Annotated in this window: 16 protein-coding genes; 8 read left to right on the plus strand and 8 right to left on the minus strand. The window is 65.8% G+C overall.

The features are described 5' to 3' along the window. Positions 1–26: 26 nt before the first annotated feature. Entirely contained in the window at positions 27–2,351 is a 2,325-nt protein-coding gene (locus P9A17_RS17330) for an AAA family ATPase (RefSeq protein WP_278039937.1), read from the minus strand. 516 nt (positions 2,352–2,867) lie between these two features. Here P9A17_RS17330 and P9A17_RS17335 point away from each other — a divergent pair. The 3 genes from P9A17_RS17335 to P9A17_RS17345 all read left to right on the plus strand — a co-directional run bounded on the left by P9A17_RS17335 (position 2,868) and on the right by P9A17_RS17345 (position 5,102). Next, complete coding sequence (locus P9A17_RS17335; protein ID WP_278039938.1) at positions 2,868–3,257, plus strand: antitoxin Xre/MbcA/ParS toxin-binding domain-containing protein; 390 nt, start codon at positions 2,868–2,870, stop codon at positions 3,255–3,257. A 63-nt stretch (positions 3,258–3,320) separates the two neighbouring features. Continuing rightward, positions 3,321–4,109 carry an RES domain-containing protein gene (locus tag P9A17_RS17340; protein ID WP_278039939.1) on the plus strand — a complete coding sequence of 263 codons (789 nt, stop codon included), beginning with the start codon at positions 3,321–3,323 and terminating at the stop codon, positions 4,107–4,109. A gap of 540 nt (positions 4,110–4,649) precedes the next feature. Further along, positions 4,650–5,102 (plus strand): phosphotransferase, encoded by a 453-nt coding sequence (locus P9A17_RS17345; protein ID WP_347403849.1) that lies wholly within the window; start codon positions 4,650–4,652, stop codon positions 5,100–5,102. A gap of 407 nt (positions 5,103–5,509) precedes the next feature. On the opposite strand, the gene P9A17_RS17350 is transcribed toward P9A17_RS17345, so the two are convergent. Further along, positions 5,510–6,373 (minus strand): hypothetical protein, encoded by an 864-nt coding sequence (locus tag P9A17_RS17350; RefSeq protein ID WP_278039941.1) that lies wholly within the window; start codon positions 6,371–6,373, stop codon positions 5,510–5,512. Between the two features lie 61 nt (positions 6,374–6,434). After that, positions 6,435–7,043 (minus strand): heme-binding protein, encoded by a 609-nt coding sequence (locus P9A17_RS17355; RefSeq protein WP_278039942.1) that lies wholly within the window; start codon positions 7,041–7,043, stop codon positions 6,435–6,437. A gap of 48 nt (positions 7,044–7,091) precedes the next feature. Between P9A17_RS17355 and P9A17_RS17360 the strand changes: the two genes are divergently transcribed. Next, a complete protein-coding gene (locus P9A17_RS17360; RefSeq protein ID WP_278039943.1) occupies positions 7,092–8,744 on the plus strand; it encodes a thiamine pyrophosphate-binding protein in 1,653 nt (550 codons plus the stop codon). A 3-nt stretch (positions 8,745–8,747) separates the two neighbouring features. Here the strand turns inward: P9A17_RS17360 and P9A17_RS17365 are convergent, their stop codons facing one another. Then, positions 8,748–10,457 carry an amidohydrolase family protein gene (locus P9A17_RS17365; RefSeq protein WP_278039944.1) on the minus strand — a complete coding sequence of 570 codons (1,710 nt, stop codon included), beginning with the start codon at positions 10,455–10,457 and terminating at the stop codon, positions 8,748–8,750. Positions 10,458–10,521: 64 nt separating this feature from the next. Here P9A17_RS17365 and P9A17_RS17370 point away from each other — a divergent pair, with 64 nt between their 5' ends. After that, the gene (locus tag P9A17_RS17370) at positions 10,522–11,475 is read left to right on the plus strand and encodes a cobalamin biosynthesis protein (RefSeq protein ID WP_278039945.1); all 954 of its coding nucleotides are present in this window, start codon (positions 10,522–10,524) and stop codon (positions 11,473–11,475) included. On the opposite strand, the gene P9A17_RS17375 is transcribed toward P9A17_RS17370, so the two are convergent. Genes P9A17_RS17375 through P9A17_RS17385 form a run of 3 tightly spaced genes read right to left on the minus strand, consistent with a single transcriptional unit; the run spans position 11,429 to position 13,450 of the window. Continuing rightward, positions 11,429–12,271: an SURF1 family protein gene (locus P9A17_RS17375; RefSeq protein ID WP_278039946.1), complete on the minus strand. Its 843-nt coding sequence runs from the start codon at positions 12,269–12,271 to the stop codon at positions 11,429–11,431. The two genes, P9A17_RS17370 and P9A17_RS17375, sit on opposite strands and share 47 nt — an antisense overlap. A 2-nt stretch (positions 12,272–12,273) precedes the next feature. Further along, complete coding sequence (locus tag P9A17_RS17380) at positions 12,274–12,768, minus strand: low molecular weight protein-tyrosine-phosphatase (RefSeq protein WP_278039947.1); 495 nt, start codon at positions 12,766–12,768, stop codon at positions 12,274–12,276. Then, entirely contained in the window at positions 12,761–13,450 is a 690-nt protein-coding gene (locus tag P9A17_RS17385) for an HAD-IA family hydrolase (RefSeq protein WP_278039948.1), read from the minus strand. The genes P9A17_RS17380 and P9A17_RS17385 overlap by 8 nt, the downstream gene beginning before the upstream one ends. 65 nt (positions 13,451–13,515) lie before the next feature. Between P9A17_RS17385 and P9A17_RS17390 the strand changes: the two genes are divergently transcribed. The 3 genes from P9A17_RS17390 to P9A17_RS17400 are packed head-to-tail and all read left to right on the plus strand — an operon-like array spanning position 13,516 to position 16,455. After that, complete coding sequence (locus tag P9A17_RS17390) at positions 13,516–14,652, plus strand: Nif3-like dinuclear metal center hexameric protein (RefSeq protein ID WP_278039949.1); 1,137 nt, start codon at positions 13,516–13,518, stop codon at positions 14,650–14,652. Beyond that, entirely contained in the window at positions 14,642–15,379 is a 738-nt protein-coding gene (locus tag P9A17_RS17395; RefSeq protein WP_278039950.1) for a C4-type zinc ribbon domain-containing protein, read from the plus strand. Before P9A17_RS17390 ends, P9A17_RS17395 begins: the two co-directional genes overlap by 11 nt. Next, a complete protein-coding gene (locus P9A17_RS17400; RefSeq protein WP_278039951.1) occupies positions 15,376–16,455 on the plus strand; it encodes a bifunctional RNase H/acid phosphatase in 1,080 nt (359 codons plus the stop codon). Before P9A17_RS17395 ends, P9A17_RS17400 begins: the two co-directional genes overlap by 4 nt. On the opposite strand, the gene P9A17_RS17405 is transcribed toward P9A17_RS17400, so the two are convergent. After that, positions 16,446–17,033 carry an XRE family transcriptional regulator gene (locus P9A17_RS17405; protein ID WP_278039952.1) on the minus strand — a complete coding sequence of 196 codons (588 nt, stop codon included), beginning with the start codon at positions 17,031–17,033 and terminating at the stop codon, positions 16,446–16,448. The two genes, P9A17_RS17400 and P9A17_RS17405, sit on opposite strands and share 10 nt — an antisense overlap. Positions 17,034–17,040: the final 7 nt, after the last annotated feature.

Raw genomic sequence — 17,040 nt, forward strand, 5'->3', positions numbered from 1 at the left:
GCGCCGAGTCCGAGCCCGCAGGACGTTTAAGGCGGAGATGGGGCGTCAGTAGTCGGCCCGCGCTTCGAAGGCTCTCGCTGTGGTGCTGCTCGCTTTGCCGTGCCTGCGGCGTTTTCGACTCCGAGCTGGTCGCGGAAGAACAGCCGAGGCAGCTTCAACAGCTCTGGCAGCGACTCCAGGAAGCCTGCGCCGTCGTCGACGGCCTGGAGCGGATCTGTAGACAACTTGTGGCGTCTACGGAGTTCGTTAATTCGCTGGCGGATTGGATCGTGCTCGTCGCTGTCTTCGAGGACCGCTTCAATATCGCGTAGGACTCTACTTGCTGCGTCGCGAGACATTCCGTCGGCGTGATCACGCACGAAGGACCTTATAACTCGTTCGGCGCGGTCGAGGTCGCGATCATTGGATTCGGAAGACGCTGCATCGTCAAGCTTATCCCGAAGGTAAGCAATTAGCGCCGCGAAGTTGTTTTCGAACGTGAGCAACCCCGTAGGCCTTGGGCTGGCCGCAACCGCATTCTCAAGGTAATGCACTAATTCCTTACTGAACCCAACCTTCTGCAACTTCTTTGAATCAAATTGGCTTGAGAAGGCGGTTTGAAGAGCCGGGAAAATGCTGCCTCCGCTGCTTACCAGGACCGCATTCACGTGTTCTGCTCGAAGCGACGTCACATCTTGCGCAGGGATCCCCAAAAATCGACGAGCGTAGAATCGAGCGGCTTCGACAGCAATGGCCACTGGAATCAGGTCCTCGGGCTCAGTCACGTTCACTTCAGGCGCCACTGTGATGTCAGCTCCCTTCGCCCAATCGCCCAGATTAACAATGTGACGATCCTGGAGTATTCGCCGTTGGTCTGCCTCACCTTGCGCCAGTTTTACAATTGCTTCGCGGCCTGCGTCATCGTCATCAAGCAAGGCAACACATGGAGGCTTGAGAGTGTCACGTCCGCGCGCCAGGTAGGCCATGTAGGGCACATGGCTAGCGGACGCGCACGGGACGATCGTCACCTCGTTGAGATCGATTAGTGTGCTCGGCGGCAGGCCCCGCCGGCGCAGCAGCGCCAAGGCGCCAGTAAGCAGGATCTGGTCTGTGGGGCCTTCGACCAGCAGGTTATTGCCACCAATAAAGGCGGTTTCCGCAACGTGAGCGCCGATCGAAGTCCGGAGAGGCTCGTAATGATTATTTACGATGTCCTTAACGAGTCGGGTGCCCTCTTGGTCCGTCCCCTTATCGAGAACTCGGATCCGGTGACCTGCGTTCTTATTGATCAGAAAAGGCGAGTGAGTCACATAGATCACTTGGTCCGTACGTCCTCCCGCTTCTGGTCGCGCGAACTCATCCAGAACCCTCAAAAGGTCAGCCTGAGCGGCGCTCGACAAATATGCATCAGGTTCGTCCATAAGCAGAATTTCGGTCTGCTTCGGTGAACGCTCATGAGCTCGCAACTGTACGAAGTAGCCAAGAAAGTAGGTAAGCCCCCTGCTGCGCTCACTGAAAGAATAGTCCGTGCCCGTCTTATCGCGAATAGTGAATGCGACCTCTCGTTCGCGCGGGGCGAGGCGCAACTCGAAGTCTCGATCCTGACGCCACCAACGACGAAAGTTAAGATGGCGTGCTATTGAACGGTTCATCTGCTCGATCAGTGCACCAACCTGCCCCTCCTTGCCATCTCGAATCGCGCCTTCCAGCTCCACGAACTTGCTCTGGGAAATCCGCGCTACATTGAGCAATAGGTCACGTCCGAGCTGGTCCGACTTCGCCACCGACGCGTCTTCATTTTCGTCCGAATTCTCACTCGGCGCTGCTACACCGGCAATGCCACTGATTAATTGAGGCCAAGACAAAATCCCACCTGCGCGCAAATTTTCGTCAAAGTTGAATCGGTCGCGCCTCCTGCTTAAAAGGCCAGGCTGCCGGCCCAGGAGAGAATCGAACGAGATGACATCCGGGATCTTCGCCCGGGTCTCCAACTGAAATGGCCTTGGCAAGACAGCTTGCACACTGGCGAGTTTGGTGTCATCGAGCGATACGGGTGCACTACCTTTCCGGATCAGTATGTTTTGCCCACCCCCCATACGCAATAGCATGAAGCGGTCGTCGAGAGCTAGCGTTACGCCCGCCGCTCGCAGGGCATCCACGTCGTCCTGCGTCGTCACCATGAACTCCGCGCCGAAATCTGGGCTACGAATCTCTCCGACTTCAACGGAGTACAGCCGCGAGTAACGACAGAAATCCGCTGATGAAATACTTGTTCCATTCAGGGCGCGTATCGTTGCGCCGATGAGATGGCTCTTGCCTGATTCATTCGCGCCAACCACCGCGGTAACTTCGGGGTCGATATCGATCTCCACGAACGGGAACCACCCGCGGCCCTGAATCACCTCCCAGTCGTACTCCTTAGCTCGAACCACCTTCGCTTCCTGGTCATAATTGAATGACCTATAAAACCGAACCAACACTCGAGTCAGTAGCACGGATCCTCCAGAAGACGACGGCAATTGGAGGGTAACGGGGAGGCCCGACAGGGTGTCCGGCAACGTCGCAGAACTTTCGTCGGTTGGGCGCGTTCCGCGTCCGCGCCTAGTACCTGGTAGTCCACGGTGGGCTCGCAGGGCGGTACTTCGCACGCCGCTGAGCAGGGCGGTTGCTATTCCCGCAAGGCGGTCTCCGAGTCGACTTGTAGTCGCCGCCGATACCGGTCCATCCACGCTGGCTGACTAGGCACGTCGACATGTGACGAAGTCGAGATCGAGTTCGACGGTCAACGGAGGTACATTAGGGAGCACTAAGGGGTCACTTCGAGGATGTTCGGAGCCTCTTTAGTGGTTATAGTCAAAGACTCGCGAACTAAGGAGGTGCTCCGCGATATGTCTGACCTGTTGGTCAAGGCTGGTGACGACACTGCGCGGATGGACACTCACGAGGTCGTCGCCTATTTGTTGGCCCGCCTCGGGCGGACGCTGACCGCCTACATCGCGGGTTCCAAGAGCCGTGCGATGCCTGCTCGGTGGGCTGCTCCTCCTGGGGACAGCACACACGCTGAACCCTCCGTTGAAAAGGCACGTCGCCTAAAGGCGGCGCACACGGTGTTCGTGCTGATCGAGGAAGCCGAGAATGACCAAGTCGCCCGCAGCTGGCTTGTCTCGGCCAACCCGCGCCTGGACGGGGTTACCCCTTCTGAGCTCCTGCGCGAAGACATGATCCCGGCCGTCTATCGTGCCGCGGACGCATTCATCACCGACACATACAACTCTTGACCTGGCGTCTCCTTATACTCAGCCCGATCGCTGTGTAGGGGGAGGTAGGAGCAGGTGTCGTTCATGGATGCGGCCATCTGCACGTCAACGGGACTCAATATCGTCGCCTCCACTGGTCAAACCATCTTCCGAGTAGCCCGCACGCAGTATGGTGCGATCAACCCGCCACCCCGAATTCCGGGAGAGCACCCGGTGGAGGACTGGTCGCGGTGGGACACCCCGGGACGGACGATCTACGGATGCACCTCCGCGACTGGCGCATTTGTCGAAGTCTTGGAGTACATCAGGCCCGATCCGCCACAGACGCGGCTGACTGAACTGTTCGACGACGTTGACGTAAACGATGCGGGCACATTCGCCGAGCAAGTCGCACGAGAGCTGCCCGCGCACGGCGGGATGCCCTACCGGTCCATCTCGCAGGGCTGGAGACAAGGGCGTTCCTTGTACGAACTCCGCCTGCCGCAGGACGGTTGGTTGGTCGACGTCACCGGTGCAAATTCGATATCCGTCGTTTCTGAATGGCTGGGCCCGACGCTGCTGGCCGAATGCGGTGTCGAGGAGCTCACGCTCAGTGAACTCACCAGCTCCGCAGCAGTCCTCAAAAAGTTGACTACCGGCATCGCGACCTGGATTCGAGAATCCATCGTCCTGGACGACGGGGCGCGTCCGCACGGAGTTATCTACCCCTCAAAGTGGGGAACCACGCTAGGTGACAACTGCGCTATGTGGTTGCGGCGCACAGACGATGGGACCGGCTCCGATCCGCTAGAGCTGATCGACACCTCCAACATCGGCCGTCACACCAAGCCCTTCGTCGATGCGGCTAAACTCCGAGGAATGCAAATCTTCTAACTACGATGACGGTGTCAACGGTCTCTGAAAATTGACCCTCTCGGGGTCTCGGGAGTCGACCCACCTGATGCAGCTTGGCGCTTTTCGATGGCATGCTGTTTTGCGGGTGTGAATCGCGGAGCGCTGGCGATGCCGTGGCGGGGTGGGGGCGTGGCATCGTGGTCGACTCAGTGATCGGCAGGCTGAGTTGGTCGCCTGTTGGTTTCCCGGCCGGGCGTCTGCTGAAAGACATGAGTCGGGACCTAGTGGATACGGTCGTACTCGACGTTGACACCGGTAGCGGCGGGTGGTCGTGAAGGCTGCTGGCCCCGACAACCGTCACATCGGGCGGGAGATCACGGCCCATCAGGGCGTCACCGGTGTCTTGGAGCGGGCCGGGCGAGCAGCGCAGCTGCTGCACCACGACCGCGATGCCAAGGTTCTGGCTATTGGACGGGTCGTTGGTCGAGGGCCATGAGGTCGAGTTTGTTCCGGACACCTACCTCCAGGCGGGCAAGCTGTGCCGATCATTCCATGGTCAAGCCCAGCGGATCGATACCGATGTCGACGCCGCTACAGTCACGAAATCGATTGCATGGCTTGATAAGCCGCACAGGATCTGCGCCAGATGCCGAGGTGCGGTTGCGGACGATGCTGCTGGACTACCGACCACAACCGATGATCGTCGTCCCCACTCACGGCGATTGGCAGCCCAGGAATTGGCTCAACGGTAGCGGCGTTGTCAGGGTCATCGACTTCGGCAGATTTGCGTGGCGGCCCGCCGTGAGTGATTTCAACAGACTCGCAGCCCAGCAATGGCAGCATGACCCCCGCCTTGAAGAGGTGTTCTTTGCCGGTTACGGGCCGGACCCTCGAACGCCGGAGATATGGCGAATGGCAGCCATCCATGCGGCCATTGGCACGGCGGCGTGGGCGCACCAGGTCGGCGATGAGCCTTTTGAGAGGCAAGGTCACCAGATGATCGCTGAGGCGCTTGAACTGGTCTCCGACTGAGCATTTGGGTCCGGCGGCGTCGCCTCCAAGAGCAACAGCTAGTCCTTATTGACGTAGATCGACGTACTCGACTGCGGTGGTCCATCCGCAATCTTGCCATTCGTGGGCGTGGAATCGCTGGTCGCTGTGCATAGCGCTTCGTCGCCCGGACCGAGTGCGAGTCCTGCGTTCGCGCTTCGGCGCGCACAGCAAGAAACGTCGACGGAAGAACCCCCGGGTGTGCCACCGGTGTGCCAAGACGCGCAAGTAGGGGTGCAGAAGAATCGGACGGCACGACATGCCTGAGACGCTTGAGCTGGACTTAAGGACAGTTATGCGACTACCGCGAGTGCCTGAGACGCCAGCCGGCGGGATTTACACACCAGCGGTCGGCGGTTCGAAACCGTCCGCGCCCACCACGGCCGGTGTCACTGCACTCGCGCGGGCCAACCCGGGTAGGCCGGCAGTGTCGGCGGCGGCGTGTCGCGATACGGAGCGACGACATCGGCCCGTTGATCCTCGGGCACGGGCATCTCGGCGGTGCAGCGTTGTAGGAGCTCGTGGTACTCCGGCGGAGTCTCGGTGGTGGTCTCGCCGTTGTTGATCCACCAGCTCAACGACGACCCACTGAGCGCGGTGAACACCCAGTCGCCGAACACATCGTCAACCGGAGCGGGCAGCGAGCCTTCCTGCGGCACCGTCGGATTCGGCGGGGGATTCGGTCCGTGACGCGGATCCTCCTGGGTGAAATCCACGGCCGACAGCATGTAGGGCGCTGAGTGGGGTTTGCCGTCCTCGTAGCCGAACAGTTCGTACCTGCCGTCATCGGTCAACGCGTACCGGTAGGGCCGGTACAGGCAGACGACGGCGCGCAGCCCATCGCCTTGCGGGGTGATCGCCATGATGCGGTAGTTGTCGTTGCCGAACAGACGTGTGTCCTTGAACCGCAGATCGTAGGGAGTGGGTTCGTCGGGCATGTAGGCCGCCGGCGAATTCATCCGCGGCTGCCACGGCGGGAAGGGCACAGCGCGTGCGAATCCCGGATAGGCCGCCGTGATCGACATCATCTTCGAGGCGAGCTCGCGGGATTCGACGTAGGCGCGCAGCGGCACCGCGGGACCGCTGAGCAGGTCGATGCCGGGCGCGGCGCTCCACCGGAACCGGGTGCCGTCCATCGAGGACGGCCAGTTCGGGCTTTGTGATGCCTCCGCAGTCGGTGTCGAATCTTGCTGTTCCGGTGCGCTGCCACACCCGGCGGCGGCGATCAGCACAACGCCCGCCAGGGCGAGCACACGCCTCAGTGGTGTCCGACTCCCCGCATCGTTGCGACATTATCGGCTTCCCCGTTCTTGATCAGGCCACCGGCACCGCGACTTCGTTGCGCCGCCGGAACGGCAGCGTCCACGGAGGATCGTAGAACCAGGCGACGGCCTCGCCGGTGGGCGCAAAGTTGCTGCCACGCAGTGCCTCCAGCAGCTCGTCGGTTTTCGCGGCGACTGCCTCGGGGCTGCGGTCCCCGCTGAACCGGAGCACCGCATACGTCTCACCGGGCACCTCGACCAACTCCACCCGGTCGTCGTCGGGTTCGGGAAGCAGATCCATCGACCACTTCGACGGCATGAAGAACCGGATCAACGACTCGCCGTCGGCTCCGCGCGACTGTGCGACCGGAGCCGTCATCGCGATCTTGTCGCTCTGCTGTGCCACCGGAGCCGTCATCGCGATCGTGGTCTGACGGGTGTTGCCGCCGAAGATGTAGCCGGCCAGGCGCCGGAACCCGTCGCTGCGCGCGGACTCCTCGTCCCCGGACACCGACGTCTGCGCCGCGATCCGCGGTCCGTACCGGCGGACCGCAACATCGCCGACCAACTCCACGAGGACGTAGAAGGGCTCCTCCGTGCCGCTACGGATACCGACCAATCCGCCGACGCCTTCGACGATCTGTTTCGCGATGCTGAACATGCGCTAGAGGTACCCGTCCGCGGCGCGATCTATCGCTAGGTTGAAGGCATGACCGAGACGCGGACCGTCATCCAGTACGTTCTCGACCGACTGAGCGAAATCGGCGTCACCGATATTTTCGGTGTCCCAGGCGATTTCGCGTTTCCGCTCAACGACGCCATCGTCGCCCACCCCACAATCAACTGGGTCGGCTGCTGCAACGAACTCAACGCGGCCTACGCTGCCGACGGATACGCGCGGGTGCGGGGTGTGGGCGCTGTCAACACCACCTACGGCGTCGGTGAACTGGGCGCCATCAGCGCGATCGCCGGCTCCTACGCCGAGAACGTCCCGGTCTTCCACCTGACCGGTATGCCGAACCTGGCCACGCAGGCCCACCGCGCGATCGTGCACCACACGCTCGGCAACGGCGAATTCGAGCTGTTCCGCAGGATGGCCGACACCGTGGTCGGCGCCAGCGCGATCATGACTCCGGCCAACGCCGTCGTCGAGACGGAGCGGCTCATCGCCGAAGCGCTCTACAACAGGCGTCCCGTCTACATGGCGTTTCCGGCCGACATCGTCGACGAACCCGTCTTCGCGCCGGTCCAGCCGATCACGCTGCCGGGCAGCAATCCGGCGTCACTGGCAGCGGCGGCCGACGCGGTCACCGCCGCGATCGACAACGCGGGGACGGGCGTCGTCCTGCCGGGCCTGGTCGTGGACCGGCACGGTCTGCGGGACGTGGCGGGGACGTTCATCGAGGCCGCCAACCTGCCGTTCGCGACGATGTTCGCCGACAAGTCCGTCCTCGACGAGGCGCACCCGAACTTCGTCGGCATGTACGACGGCAAGCTGATGGACGAACCCGCCCGCGAATACGTCGAGAGTGCCGACGTCGTCATCTCCCTCGGCACCCTTCCGAGCGATTTCAACACCGGCGCGTTCACCGCGACGCTGGATCCGGCGCGCGCGATCGACATCGAGCTGCACCGCACGAGAGTCGGGACGACCGTGTACCCGAACGTCGAGATGGGCGACCTGCTCACCGAACTCGCCGGGCGCACGTACCGGCAGCGTGCGCTGCCCCAGATCCCGCTGCCGACGCTCGGGCCCGTGACAGGATCAGGGTCGGAGCCGATCACCGCGGCCACCCTGTACCCGCGCTGGGCGGCCTTCCTGAGGGAGGACGACATCCTCATTGGGGAAACCGGTACGGGATCGATGGGGCTGGCGTTCACCACGCTGCCGCGCGGCGCGCGCTACCACAACCAAACGCTTTGGGGCGCAATCGGTTGGGCGACCCCGGCGGCATTCGGCGCGGCCGTCGCGGCCCCGGACAAGCGGCTGGTGCTGATCACCGGCGAGGGCTCGCACCAGCTGACCGCGCAGGAGATCGGCCAGTTCGCTCGGCACGGCCTGAGACCGATCGTCTTCGTGCTCAACAACAACGGCTACCTGATCGAGCGGCTGCTCTGCAAAGACCCCGACATCGAGTACAACGACCTCGCGCAATGGAACTACACCGAGCTGCCTCACGCGCTCGGCTGCGAGGACTGGTACACCCCGCGCGTGACCACCCTCGGCGAACTCGACGAGGCTCTCACGGTCGCCGGGTCCGGCGGCCGGGCGTGCTACATCGAGATCGTCACCGGTACTTACGAATCCCCGCCGCTGCCGAAGCTGCTGCACGAGGCGGCGAACACCCTCTACAGCACGTGAGCCTCAGCAGCAGCCCTTGGCAGGACGTTCGGCGAGATGCGCGTGCTCGGCGTGGTCGACGTCCCCGAGCGCGACGAGGAACTCGTCGAGATTGATCCTGCGCCCACCCAGCCACGTGCCGGCGACGGTCACGTCGTCGATGAGCCGTTCGGGGTCGACAGTCCACGGGTCGGCGGTCAGCTCGACGAAGTCGGCCAGCTTGCCCACCTCGATCGAACCCACCAGATGGTCGCGGCTCAGCGTGCGCGCGGCGTCGATGGTTTGGGCGCGCCATGCCTGATCCAGCGTGATCGCCTGCTCGGGATGGTGCACGCCGCCGTCGCGGGTGCGCCGGGTGACGGTGGTGGCGATGTTGACCACCGGCGTCGGCGGCGACACCGAACCGTCGTTGTGCAGCGAGACGCACGCACCCGAGCTGACCGCGTCGTTGAACGCCGCCCACCGGGACCCGTGCTCGTGATCGAAGATCGCGCCGTCGAGCAGATCGCCCCAGTAGTAGTACTGGAACGGCGACATCGACACATGCACTCCGAGGCGCGCGGCGCGGTCGAAATGCTCCCGGGTGCCTGCCCCGCAGTGCTCCAGTCGCCAGCGGTGGTCGGTGCCCAGCAGGTTGTGGCGGGTCAGCGCATCCTCGTAGGCGTCGAGCGCGAGGTCGAGCGCCAGGTCGCCGTTGGCGTGGAAGGCCATCTGCCAACCCGCGGGAACGGCGCGGTCGAGGATCGCGTCGAGTTGCTCACGGCTGTAGTTCATCGAGTCGACGCCGCCCGCCGTCGCCGGGTCGATGCCGGCGGTGCGGTTCGCCTCGCTGTCCAGATACGGGAACGAGATCGCGATGTTGCCGACCCACGGGGAACCGTCGGTCCACAGCTTGACACCCGCTTTGGTCAGCCAGTCGTCACCGGCCGTGAAAGTGCGTGGCTCCCAATAAGAATCGGAGGTCGACACCTCCCACATGCTGACGCGCAACGGGCACGACGGCGCCGCCGCGAGCGCCTCGTAGCCGGCGGCGAACTTCGGCTCGTAGGTCATGTCGGACGTCGACGTGTAGCCCCCGCGCGACATCGTCGCGAAGTAGAGGGCCGCTGCCACCAGCGGGTTGCCGAGCTTGGCCATGATGGGTCCGGTCACCGCGGTCAGGACGGGAAGTTCGAAGCCCTGCCCGTTGAGCGACCCGTCGGCGTTGCGGCCGTAGTGCGAGGCGACTGGGTCGGCGGGCGGGTTGGTGTCCCAGCCGTAGCTGCGGATCAGCGCGGAGTTGAAGTAGATGCCGTGCCCGGAGTTGTCGGCGACCAGCGCGACACGGTCGCCGAAGATCTCGTCGAGCTCGGCGGCGTCGGGCTTCGGATGACGGTGCAGGAGCGCGTCGAAGCCGGCGAACAACAGCGGCTCGCTGGGATCGGTGGTGGCCACCGTCTCGTCGAAGACCTTCAGCACGTCGGCCCAGGTGGGGCAGTCCCACGGGGCGATCGACCTGGCCGGTGCCTGGGTGGCGACCCCGCTGATCAACGGATGGCTGTGCGGCTCAATGAAACCCGGTGCCAGCACGGCTGCGCCGGTATCGACGACCTCGGCGTCGGGGAGGGCGGCACGGCACTCGTCGACGCTGCCGACCGCGACGATCCTGTCGCCGGACACCCCCACCGCCCGCGCACGGGGCGCGTCCTCGTTCATCGTGATGATCGTCGTTGCGGTCAGGATCACGTCGCCCATGCGCACAGTGTGTCATCTCCAACCTCGTGGGCTCGGGCAATTCGGGCTGTGAGACGCTGCCGGGGTGTTTGCTCGTGCATTAGGCATCGCCGCAGGCGTCGGCGCGGACTTCGTTCTCGGAGATCCGCGACGTGGTCATCCGGTGGCCGTTTTCGGCAGCGGTGCAGCGGCTTTGGAGCGCCGGACCTACGCCGACGAGCGGTGGGCGGGTGTGCGGCACACCGCGGCGCTGCTCGTCGCCGTCGGTGCCGCGGGCCTGGCCGCCGAGCGGGCGGGGCGTCATCGGGGCGCATTCGGTGAGGCGGCCTGCGTCGCGGCGGCGACGTTCGTCGCGGCGGGCGGGACGACGCTGTGCCGGACCGGAGACGAGATGGTCGGCCTGCTCAGGGCTGGGGACGTCGACGGCGCGCGGAGGTTGCTTCCGTCGCTCTGCGGGCGGGATCCGTCGGTGCTCGACACCGAGGGCCTGACCCGCGCGGCGCTCGAGTCGATCGCCGAGAACACCTCCGACGCCCAGATCGGGCCGCTGGTGTGGGGCGCCATCGGGGGTACGTCGGACGTGCTTGTCTACCGCGCCGCCAACACCCTCGATGCGATGATCGGAAGCAAGTCGCCGCGCTATGCCCGGTTCGGTTGGGCGGCAGCGAGATTCGACGACCTCGTCAATCTCGCGCCCGCGCGGCTCACCGGCCTGCTCGTGGTGGCGTGCGCGCCGGTGGTCGGCGGGTCGCCTGCCGATGCGTGGCGGGCCTGGCGCCGTGACGCCCGCAAGCACCCGAGCCCGAACGCAGGCGTCGCCGAGGCGTCGTTCGCCGGAGCGCTCGGTGTGCGTCTCGGTGGTCCCACGCAGTACGCCCACGAGCTGGAGATCCGGCCGAGTCTCGGCGATGGACGGGTGCCCGACGTCGACGACCTGGCGCGCGCCGTTCGGCTGTCGCGGGCCGTTCAATTGCTCGCGGCTGCGCTCGCGGTCAGCGTCGCTTGCCGTACCGGTCGGCGAGCTTCTGCTCGGTCGTGACCGGTGCGACGGTCTCGCTGTCGGTGACGGCAGCTGCCGCCGCATCGGCGACAGCCTTCTCCCGGCGCCGCACCTTGAGCTCGGAATAGACGAAGTAGCCGACGCCGATCGGCGCGATGATGCCGAACGCGATCCACTGGATGCCGTACGACAGGAACGGTCCGGCATCGAGGTGGGGTAGTGGGATCACCCCGAGCCCGCCGGGCTGACCGTCCGTCAGCTGCAGGTAGGACCCGGCCAGCGGCACGCCGGTCAGCGTGGCGATCTGCTCGATGTTGATCGAGTAGACCTGTTGCACCCCATCGGCTTCGAACGGCGCTTTGTCCCGAGCAAGAACTTCGGAGTCGCGCAGCCGGGCGGTGATCGTCACGGTGCCGGCGGGCGGCGCGTCGAACTCCGGAACCCCGGAACCCTCGACGGGTTTCACGTAGCCGCGGTCCACCAGAACGGTAGGCCCGCCGTCCACCGCGAACGGCGCCAGCACCTCGAACGCGGGATCACCGTCGATGAGCCGCAGCCGGGCCAGCACCTGGCCGTCGGGCAGATAGCGACCGGTTGCCGTCACGCGCTGCCACTGCTCGTCCGGGGCCGACGAATCCTGTTGCGGCAGAACCGTCGTCACCGGCACCGGCTCTGCGTTTAGGGAGCGGGAGATCTGGGAGTTCTCGCGCGAGGTCTTGGTGTTCTTGCCCAGCTGCCACGGCGCGAGCACCGTGAAACACAAATAGGCGAACGCGAGGACGACGACGTAGAGCGCCAGCCATTGCGGCCGGAGCAGAAAGGCCAGACGGCGCATCGTCAGCCGGCCTGCTCGGTGTCGGCCAGCTGCTGATCGACCCAGTCGTGCAGCCCGGGCAGGGACGCGTCGATGACGGTGAACGTCACCTCGAAATCGTCCTGGGAGCCGTAGTACGGATCCTCGACGTCGTCGGCGTGCGCGCCCGACCGCGGATCGAAGGAACGGAGGAGGCGCAGCCGGTCGGCGGGCACGCCCGCATGTTGCAGCATGCGCAGATGGTTGCGCCCCAGCGCGATGACGAGGTCGGCGGACAGGTGATCGTCGTTCATCTGTGCGGCGCGGTGCGCGCTTGGGTAGCCGTGCTCGCGCAGGGTGTGGCCGGCGCGCCGGTCGGCCGGCTCACCCTCATGCCAGTGGCCCGTCCCGGCGCTGCTCACCCTGACCACGTCGGCCAACCCGCGCTCGCTGATCTGGTGGGCGAACATCTTCTCGGCCATCGGACTGCGGCAGATGTTGCCGGAGCAGATGAACGTGACGTGCAGCAGTTCAGACACCCAGCACCTCCCGCAGGTCCGCAACGTCGGAGACGTGGACGAGCGCACCACCGCCGTCGCCACCGGTGAAATCGTTGTGCCCGTATCCCCAGCCGACGACGATCGTGCCGATGCCGTGCACGGCGGCACCTTCGACGTCGTGCGATCGGTCCCCGATCATGACGACCCGCTCGGGCAGCGGCGCCAACTGGCTCAACGCGTGAGCGACGACGTCGGCCTTCGACGAGCGGGTCCCGTCCGGGCTGGCTCCGGCGATGACCTCGAAGCGGGAGTCGAGGTCGAAGTGGGCAAGGATGCGCTGCGCGGTCGGCTCCGCCTTCGACGTCGCCACCGCGAGCCGGACACCGGCTGCCTGCAGGTCGGACAGCAGAGCGGGGATACCGGCGAACGGCCTGTTCATCGACCAGCCGCGCGTCGTGTAGTCGGCGCGGTAGGCGGCGATCGCGGCGTCGGCCTGCGCGCCGAGCCCCATCTTCTGAAGGGTGAGGTGCATCGGCGGGCCGACGATACGGCTGACGAGGTCCCCGTCGGGAATCGGTGCGCCGACAGCCTGCAAAGCGTGACGGAAACTGGCGACGATGCCCTCGGCCGAGTCGGTCAGGGTGCCGTCGAGATCGAAGAGCACCAGATCGCCGCGGCGCACCGGAACGGTGCCGCGAGTGCTGTCCAGCGTGTCTGTCACGAGTCCATTGTCCCTGAGATGGGTGGCTGCCCGGGTCGGCGGCCCCGCAGCACTACTGTCGTGGGGTGGCACCTGTCCGGCTGGTCGACATCATCGACGTGCTCGAGGCCGCCTACCCTCCGCGTTTGGCGCAGAGTTGGGACTCCGTCGGGCTGGTCTGCGGAGACCCGGCAGACCCCGTCGAATCGGTGACGATCGCCGTCGACGCAACCACCGACGTCGCCGCCCAGGTGCCCGACCGTGGGCTGCTGCTCGCGCATCATCCGCTGCTTCTGCGCGGTGTCGACACCGTCGCGGTCGGAACAGCCAAAGGCGGGCTGATCCACTCCCTGATCCGCACGGGCCGGGCGCTGTACACGGCGCACACCAACGCCGACAGCGCGTCGCCGGGGGTGTCCGACGCACTGGCCGACGCGCTCGGTCTCGACGTCGCCGAGGTGCTGTCGCCGGTTCCGGCAGGCCCGCCTCTTGACAAGTGGGCGGTGTTCGTCCCGGCCGAGAGTGCCGCCGCAGTGCGGGAGGCGATGTTCGCGGCGGGTGCGGGCCAAATCGGCGACTACTCGCAGTGCAGCTGGAGCGTGCCAGGCACGGGGCAATTCCTTCCCGGCGACGGCGCCTCGCCGGCGATCGGCACGGTAGGTGCCGTCGAGCACGTGGCCGAGGACCGCGTCGAGATGGTTGCGCCCGCGGCGCGGCGGGCCGCGGTGCTCGCCGGCTTGCGCGCCGCACATCCCTACGAGGAGCCGGCCTTCGACCTCATCGCGTTGCAGACGCCGCCGGGCGATGTTGGACTGGGACGCATCGCGACGCTGGCCCAGCCGGAACCGTTGTCGGCGTTCGTCGCCCGCGTACGCGACGGGCTGCCGGCGACGTCGTGGGGGATCCGCGCGGCGGGCGACCCCACGGCGATGGTGTCACGTGTCGCGGTGTGCGGAGGCGCGGGAGATTCACTGCTGGCCGAGGTGGCAGCGGCCGGTGTGCAGGCCTACGTGACGGCAGACCTGCGACACCACCCCGCTGACGAACACCGCCGAGTCTCCGACGTCGCCCTGGTCGACGTCGCGCACTGGGCCAGCGAGTACCCGTGGTGCCATCAGGCCGCGGCGCTGCTGCGCAAGCATTTCGGTGCGTCGCTACCGGTCACGGTGTCCGACGTGCGTACAGATCCATGGAATGTCGAAGGATGTCCACATGAAAGCTGATGTTTTCCAACAACACTCGCTGCTGAAGCTGGCCGAGTTGGATGCCGAGGTCAGCCGGGCCGAGCATCGTACGAAGAACCTTCCCGAGCAGAAGGCGGTGGAGGAAGCCCACGCGCTCCACCGCGAGGCCGCCGACCGTCTCGCCGCGTTGCAGATCGCGCTGGCCGACATCGACGAGCAGGTGGCGAAGCTCGAGACCGAGATCGACGGTGTGCGGCAGCGAGAAGACCGTGACCGCGCGCTCCTGGCCGGCGGCTCGGTGGACCCCAAGCAGCTCAACGACCTTCAGCACGAGCTCGAGACGCTGCAGCGCAGGCAGGCCAGCCTGGAGGATTCGCAGCTGGAGGTCATGGAGAGGCGTGAGGAGCTGGCTGCGGATCAGGACCGCGAACTGGCGGCTATCGAGGAACTGCAGAGTGCGCTCGCCGATGCCCAACGTGCCTGCGACGACGCCCGCGCCGAGCTGACTGCCCTGATGGAAAAGTCCGGGGTCAGGCGCGCCGAGTTGGTATCGGAAATCGACGAGGCACTGGTGACGCTCTATGAGCGGCAGCGGTCGCGCACCGGCGTCGGAGCGGCGCCTCTGCAGGGTCGTCGGTGCGGCGCATGCCGGATCGAGATCGACCAGGGTGGGTCGGCGCGGATCGCGGCGGCCGCCGACGACGACGTCGTGCGGTGCCCCGAGTGCGCGGCGATCCTGTTGCGTGTCAGTGGTTTCCGCAAGTGAAGGTGATCGTCGAGGCCGACGGTGGATCCCGCGGCAACCCGGGGCCTGCCGGCTACGGGGCGGTGGTGTGGTCCGCGGACCGCGGTTCCGTTCTTGCCGAAGCCAAGTCGGCGATCGGCACCGCGACCAATAACGTGGCCGAGTATCGCGGGTTGATCGCGGGCCTGGAGGCCGCGGCCGGGGCCGGTGCCACCGACGTCGCGGTGTGCATGGACTCCAAGCTCGTCGTCGAGCAGATGTCGGGCCGGTGGCGCGTCAAGCATTCCGATCTCATCCCGCTGCAGCGGCAGGCGGCCAATCTCGCGCGACAGTTCTCCTCCATCGACTACACGTGGATTCCCCGCGCTCAGAACAGTCACGCCGACCGGCTCGCCAACGAGGCGATGGACGAGGCGGCCGGTATCGAGAAGCCCTCTGCCAAAACCGAAGTCGTCACCAACCCGGCGGGGTGGACGGGCGCCAAGGGTGCGCCGACCAGGCTGCTGCTGTTGCGTCACGGGCAGACTGCGCTGTCGGTGGAGCGCCGCTACTCGGGCCGCGGGAATCCGGAGCTGACCGAACTCGGCAGGCGACAGGCCGATGCGGCCGCACGGTATCTGGGGGAGCGGGGTGGCGTCGACGTCGTCCTCACGTCACCGTTGCAGCGCGCCCACGACACGGCGGGCGCAGCAGCCAAGGCGCTCGGTCTGGACGCGACCGTCGACGAGGATCTGATCGAGACGGATTTCGGTGCGTGGGAAGGGCTCACATTCCGCGAAGCCTCCGAGCATGACCCCGAACTTCACGGGCGCTGGCTGCGGGACACGTCGGTGCCGCCGCCGAACGGCGAGAGCTTCGACGCGGTCGCAGCGCGGGTGCTGCGGGCCCAGCAACGGATCATCGCCGACCATCCGGGGCAGACGGTACTCGTGGTCTCGCATGTGACGCCGATCAAGACGCTGCTGCGGATGGCACTCGATGCCGGCCCGGCGATCCTGTACCGCCTGCATCTTGATCTCGCATCGCTGTCGATCGCGGAGTTCTACCCCGACGGTGCGGCCTCGGTCCGACTGGTGAACCAGACCGCCTACCTCTGATCGGTGTGCAGGTGGACACGCTCGCCATGCAACCCGAACAGCGCGATGGCCTCCACAGGACCGTCCACCGCCCCGAACCAGTGCGGCGTCCACGTCGAGAACTCCACGGCCTCACCGGGTTTGATCGTGAAATCGCGGTCCCCGAGGATCAGACGCAGCTGCCCTGACAGCACGTACATCCAGTCGTGGCCCTCGTGCACCGGGAGTTCCTTCGGCGGGGTGCGCCTTCGGGCGCTGATCCGGATCTTGTGGGCGTGCAATCCTCCCGCCGGGCCCTGACCCGTCAGGGGCCAGAATGTGATCTGGTTGTGCGTGTGCGACTGGCCGCGAATACGTGGGTCCTCGACCTCGGGCGTGCGGAGCAACTCATCGGTGCTGACCGACAGCGCAGCGGCGAGCCGGGGGAGATGGTCGAGCGCGAGTCGCCGCTTGCCGGACTCAAGACGGCTCAACGTCGAGATGTCGATGCTGGAGCGGGTGGCGACGTCCTCAAGGGTCATTCCGCGTTGTACACGAAGATCCCGCAGGCGGCGCCGCACCCGCGCGTCGACACCCTCCTCGTCGTCATTTGCCTTCATGGCAAAT

This window comes from Mycobacterium sp. 236(2023) (assembly GCF_029623955.1).
GTDB lineage: Bacteria > Actinomycetota > Actinomycetes > Mycobacteriales > Mycobacteriaceae > Mycobacterium.

Excerpts from the sequence above, each read along its gene's own strand:
- P9A17_RS17335 (WP_278039938.1), top strand. The coding sequence starts at position 2,868 with ATGTCTGACCTGTTGGTCAAGGCTGGTGACGACACTGCGCGGATGGAC.
- P9A17_RS17340 (WP_278039939.1), top strand. The coding sequence starts at position 3,321 with ATGGATGCGGCCATCTGCACGTCAACGGGACTCAATATCGTCGCCTCC.
- P9A17_RS17345 (WP_347403849.1), top strand. The coding sequence starts at position 4,650 with ATGTCGACGCCGCTACAGTCACGAAATCGATTGCATGGCTTGATAAGC.
- P9A17_RS17355 (WP_278039942.1), bottom strand. The coding sequence starts at position 7,043 with ATGTTCAGCATCGCGAAACAGATCGTCGAAGGCGTCGGCGGATTGGTC.
- P9A17_RS17360 (WP_278039943.1), top strand. The coding sequence starts at position 7,092 with ATGACCGAGACGCGGACCGTCATCCAGTACGTTCTCGACCGACTGAGC.
- P9A17_RS17365 (WP_278039944.1), bottom strand. The coding sequence starts at position 10,457 with ATGGGCGACGTGATCCTGACCGCAACGACGATCATCACGATGAACGAG.
- P9A17_RS17375 (WP_278039946.1), bottom strand. The coding sequence starts at position 12,271 with ATGCGCCGTCTGGCCTTTCTGCTCCGGCCGCAATGGCTGGCGCTCTAC.
- P9A17_RS17395 (WP_278039950.1), top strand. The coding sequence starts at position 14,642 with ATGAAAGCTGATGTTTTCCAACAACACTCGCTGCTGAAGCTGGCCGAG.
- P9A17_RS17405 (WP_278039952.1), bottom strand. The coding sequence starts at position 17,033 with ATGAAGGCAAATGACGACGAGGAGGGTGTCGACGCGCGGGTGCGGCGC.